We start from the raw sequence: 4,866 nt of genomic DNA, 5'->3' as shown, positions 1-4,866 counted from the left end.
ATTTATGTTTTATACCCAATTTGCCTGGCGGCCATAGTGCTGTAGAACCACCTGTTCCCATTCCGAACACAGAAGTGAAATGCAGTTACGCCGATGGTAGTGCAACGTACGTTTGTGTGAGAGTAGGTCACTGCCAGGCATTTACTTTAAGTGCGGAGCGGTAGTTCAGATGGTTAGAATGCCTGCCTGTCACGCAGGAGGTCGCGGGTTCGATCCCCGTCCGTTCCGCCAACTTGCCATCAAAAATAAGATTACCTTTGGTAATCTTTTTTTTTACTCTTTTGATATAGCAGTTTTCTATATCTGGTTATATATAAATAATATCTTTCTATCCTTAAAGTAATATTTTTTTTGTTGTATTATCTATCTAATAAGAATTGTTTATTTTAGGAGATTTTATGCCAATAAATATCCCTAATGATCTACCAGCAAAAGCAGTATTAAATTCTGAGCAGGTTTTCGTAATGACTGAGGATAGATCCTCTCATCAGGATATTCGTCCTCTTAATCTACTATTTTTAAATTTAATGCCTAAGAAGATTAATACTGAGATTCAATATCTTAGAAAGTTATCTAATACACCTCTTCAGGTTAATATTACTTTTTTAAGAGTGGATAACCATATTTCTAAAAATACTCCACAGGTCCACATTGATACTTTCTATAAAAGTTTTGATGAAATTTCATCTAAGAACTTCGATGGTATGATTGTTACTGGTGCTGCTCTAGATCAAGTTCAGTTTCAAGATGTAAACTATTTTGACAAGTTAAAGAAGATCCTTTTGTGGAGTACAAAGCATGTTACATCAACATTATTCTCATGCTGGGGAGTAGCAGCTGCTCTTAAAGTTTTTTACAACATTGATATTATGATAATGAAAGATAAGTTATCTGGCATTTATGATGTAAATTTAAGCGACCAAATCGATACTCTCACTAGAGGATTTGACGATACTTTCAAAGCTCCTATTTCCAGATTCTGCGATTTTCCTTTAGATGTTATAAAGGATAGAACAGATATTAATATTCTTGCATCTAGTGATGAAATAGGTCTGTACCTTGGGGTATCTCCAGATAAAAAGCAGGTATATGTCTCAGGTCATCCTGAATATGATCTGATGACACTTTCTGATGAATATCACCGTGATCTTGATGCTAATTTACAACCAGAAATTCCTGTAAATTATTTTCCAAACAATGATCCTAATAAAACTCCATTATGTACGTGGAGAGGACACTCTTCTTTATTGTTTGCAAACTGGTTGAATTACTACGTATATCAGGAAACACCTTTCGAATTTTAATTAAAGGAGTAGCATATGCTACTCTTTGTTCTATCTAATATTCCGCTCCTTCCTTAAGTTAGATGAAATCATTTTACTAATCTAATTCAATTCCATCATTTTTCTGTAATACTAATTCGCCTACAAAATATTGAATAACATTTAAGTAATTCTTATAAAAAAAGACTAATTTGCGTTAAAATAGCATAAATTTTTTGAGTAATAGGTACAAAAGTGACAGCTTTTAAAACAGCGAAATTTAAGATTCAAGGTGGCAAACCGTTAGATGGAGAGGTTAAGATTTCAGGAGCTAAAAATGCAGCTTTGCCAATTCTCCTTTCTACAATTCTCACTTCAGATACAGTAGTATTAAAAAATGTTCCTGATTTAGCAGATGTAAAAACCAGTTTTAAACTCCTGCAGGATCTTGGAAAGATTTGTACATATGATGCTCGAACAGGTGAAGCTGTTATTTCAGGTGCAGTTACAAGCTATGTAGCATCTTATGAATTAGTGAAGACAATGAGAGCCTCTATTATGGCTTTAGGTCCTCTTGTTGCTTTCTGTGGACAGGCTGAAGTTTCTTTACCTGGCGGTTGTGCAATTGGAGCAAGACCAGTTGATCTGCATATTAAAGGTCTTCAGGCTATGGGTGCACAGATCAAGCTAGACGATGGTTATATAAAGGCTACTGCAATAGGATCCGGAAGACTTCAGGGTGGACATATTGTTATGGATAAAGTTTCAGTTACAGGAACTGAAAACCTTATGATGGCAGCATGTCTTGGAAATGGCACAACTATTATTGATAATGCAGCTTTAGAGCCTGAAATCGTTGATTTGGCACATTGCTTAAATAAAATGGGCGCTAAAATTAAAGGTGAAGGAACACCAAGACTTGAAATTGAAGGTGTTGAAAAACTTCATGGCTGCGAGCATTCTGTTGTAGCAGATAGAATAGAAGCTGGTACATATCTGATTGCAGGTATTGCAACTCACGGTGTTGTAACCTGTCTGGATACATTACCATCATCACTTGAATCTGTTTTACAAAAATTAAGACAGGCTAATGCACTTATTACTGTTGATGGAACAAGTATCACAGCAGATATGAGAAATCGTCAGATTAAACCTGTCGATGTTGTTACTGCACCTCATCCTGGTTTCCCAACAGATATGCAAGCTCAAATTACTGTTTTAAATGCACTTTCTGACGGTGTAAGCTCTGTTACAGAGACTATCTTTGAGAATAGATTTATGCACATAGCTGAGCTTATTAGAATGGGCGCACACATTGAGATCAGAGGAAATACTGTGATTTGTGAAGGTGTGTCTCAGCTAAAAGGTGCACAGGTAATGTCATCCGATCTAAGGGCTTCAGCATCATTGGTTATTGCTGGTCTTGCTGCAGAAGGTACTACTATTGTTGACAGAATCTATCATATGGATAGAGGATATGAACATATCGAAACAAAAGTAGGAAGTCTTGGCGGAATAATCGAAAGAATTTATTAGTATGTTTGATTTAAGTCCCTATAACACATTTGGTTTAAATGTTAAGTCAAAAGATGGCTTAATTGTAAACGACGTCGCTGATTTGAGACGAGTTCATTCAGAAAATATAATTGTTCTAGGTCAAGGATCAGACGTTCTTTTTACTGATGATTTTGATGGGACAGTACTAATAAATAATATTAAGTCGCTGAATATAAATTTTGTTGATGGAAAGTACATCGTAAAAGTTGGAGGCGGTGTAAATTTCGATCAGTTGATAGTATCTTTGATTGAAAAGAGAATTTTCGGTTTAGAAAATCTTTCATATATTCCTGGTACTGTTGGTGCATCTCCTGTACAAAATATTGGAGCTTATGGCATTGAAATAGGCGACTATATAAAAGAAGTTACAGCATATGACCTTCAGCGACATATTATTCAGACCTTCTCAAAAGAAGAGTGTGAGTTTGGATACAGAACATCCTATTTCAAAACTCATAAGAGCAGAAGATTATTCATAACGAGTGTGACTTTCGAATTAAGTTCAGAATTCAAACCTAAACTGGTTTATCAGGGACTAAAAGACGAAAACTTTGTAAATGCACAGGAGCTTCGCGATAAGGTAGTTGAATTAAGACGTAGAAAATTACCAGATCCTAGATTAGTTGGAAACGCTGGTTCTTTCTTTAAAAATCCAATAGTAAGCAAGGATTTTGCAGAGAAATTAAAGAAAGAATACGAATCACTACCTGTATATCCATATGATGAGAATAATTGCAAACTTCCTGCAGGATATCTGATAGAACATGCTGGATGTAAGGGTATTACACACGGTAATGTAGGAACTTGGGAACATCAGGCTTTAGTAATTGTAAATAGGGGCAATGCAAAACCTCATGAGGTTGTGGCATTAGCAAAATACATTATAGCCGAAGTTTATAGAAAGTTCGGGGTAAATCTAGAGCCTGAAGTTAGAACATATGGAAGAACAGGAGAAGTTTCTTGGGATACCCTGTAGGTTATTTAGCCATTATCAAACCGCTAAACTCATCTAAAAATCTTTCATATAAGATTAAAGATTTATGTGAAGAGCTCAACATTAAAAAAGATGATGTTCTTTTTGCGGTTAAGGAATTTAATGAGCTTTTTAATCTAGTCGAAGAAAAAGAAGAAACTCTCATCTTAAAAAGAAAACTAGATCTTCTCGATCAAGATCTGATATTTAAGCAAATTGTAGGGGCAGGCAGAGTATTAGTTTTAGAATCTGTAGATTCAACAAATACCTATATGCTCAAAAATACTGCAAATGTCATTTCAGGTGATACCTTATTCTCTGAAATTCAAACTGCTGGTAGAGGTCGAAGGGGAGGTAAATGGATATCAGGCTTTGCCCGCCAGTTGACCTTTTCCACATCATATTTATTTGATAATGTTGTAAAAATTCAGGGATTGTCGATTGGTATAGGTGTAGCTGTCGCAAACGCAATTGAGTCTTTTGGTATTAAAGGAATAAAAATCAAATGGCCAAATGACATTTATATCAATGATTGTAAAGTTGGTGGAATTCTTATTGAAGTTGCCACTGATGGTAGCAAAGTAAAAGCAGTACTTGGTGTTGGATTAAATGTATATACAGATAATCTTGCAGTTACTGACAAACGATACTGCGCCTTAGCTGAAGGTCCAACTGACACTTTTAACAGAAATCTCTTAGCAGCTGCTCTTATAAATTCAATAAAAGATGTTTGTTTATCATTTTTAAACAATGACAGAGAAAAAATTCTTAAAGAATTTAATCAAAGAGATTATTTAAAAGGAAAACAGATATCAATTCAAACAGAACAGGGTGTTGTTCATGGTGTAGCTGATGGTATTGATTCAACAGGTGCTATCATATTAAACACTGGTGAATCAATATGTTCTGTAAATGTAGGTCATATACTTTAGACTTACTTTCTCAAGTAAATTTCTTCTATATGATGATCTTCCCCTTTCTTTAAAATAAGGTTAGCTCTATTTCTGCAAGGAAGAATGTTTTCAATCAGATTAACGTGATTAACGGCTTCCCAAATAAGTTTTGCGATACTTT

General features: G+C 35.0%; 4 protein-coding genes, 1 tRNA gene and 1 rRNA gene. All 6 read left to right on the top strand.

Annotated features, from left to right (window positions below):
* The first annotated feature begins 23 nt into the window (after positions 1–23).
* The 6 genes from rrf to ACJML3_RS09640 all read left to right on the top strand — a co-directional run bounded on the left by rrf (position 24) and on the right by ACJML3_RS09640 (position 4,724).
* Positions 24–139, top strand: a 5S ribosomal RNA gene (gene rrf / locus ACJML3_RS09665).
* A 15-nt stretch (positions 140–154) separates the two neighbouring features.
* A tRNA-Asp gene (locus ACJML3_RS09660) sits at positions 155–231 on the top strand.
* 167 nt (positions 232–398) lie between these two features.
* On the top strand, positions 399–1,304 hold the full coding sequence (gene metA, locus ACJML3_RS09655; protein ID WP_406022745.1) for a homoserine O-succinyltransferase: 906 nt from the start codon (positions 399–401) through the stop codon (positions 1,302–1,304).
* 213 nt (positions 1,305–1,517) lie between these two features.
* Positions 1,518–2,798 (top strand): UDP-N-acetylglucosamine 1-carboxyvinyltransferase, encoded by a 1,281-nt coding sequence (murA, locus tag ACJML3_RS09650; RefSeq protein ID WP_406022743.1) that lies wholly within the window; start codon positions 1,518–1,520, stop codon positions 2,796–2,798.
* 1 nt (position 2,799) lies between these two features.
* A complete protein-coding gene (gene murB, locus ACJML3_RS09645) occupies positions 2,800–3,795 on the top strand; it encodes a UDP-N-acetylmuramate dehydrogenase (protein ID WP_406022741.1) in 996 nt (331 codons plus the stop codon).
* Entirely contained in the window at positions 3,780–4,724 is a 945-nt protein-coding gene (locus ACJML3_RS09640; RefSeq protein ID WP_406022739.1) for a biotin--[acetyl-CoA-carboxylase] ligase, read from the top strand. The genes murB and ACJML3_RS09640 overlap by 16 nt, the downstream gene beginning before the upstream one ends.
* The last annotated feature ends 142 nt before the right edge of the window (positions 4,725–4,866 follow it).

It is taken from the genome of Succinivibrio sp., assembly GCF_045124615.1.
GTDB lineage: Bacteria > Pseudomonadota > Gammaproteobacteria > Enterobacterales > Succinivibrionaceae > Succinivibrio > Succinivibrio faecicola.
This window is presented reverse-complemented; position numbering and strand designations above follow the sequence as displayed.

Excerpts from the sequence above, each read along its gene's own strand:
- murB (WP_406022741.1), top strand. The coding sequence starts at position 2,800 with ATGTTTGATTTAAGTCCCTATAACACATTTGGTTTAAATGTTAAGTCA.
- metA (WP_406022745.1), top strand. The coding sequence starts at position 399 with ATGCCAATAAATATCCCTAATGATCTACCAGCAAAAGCAGTATTAAAT.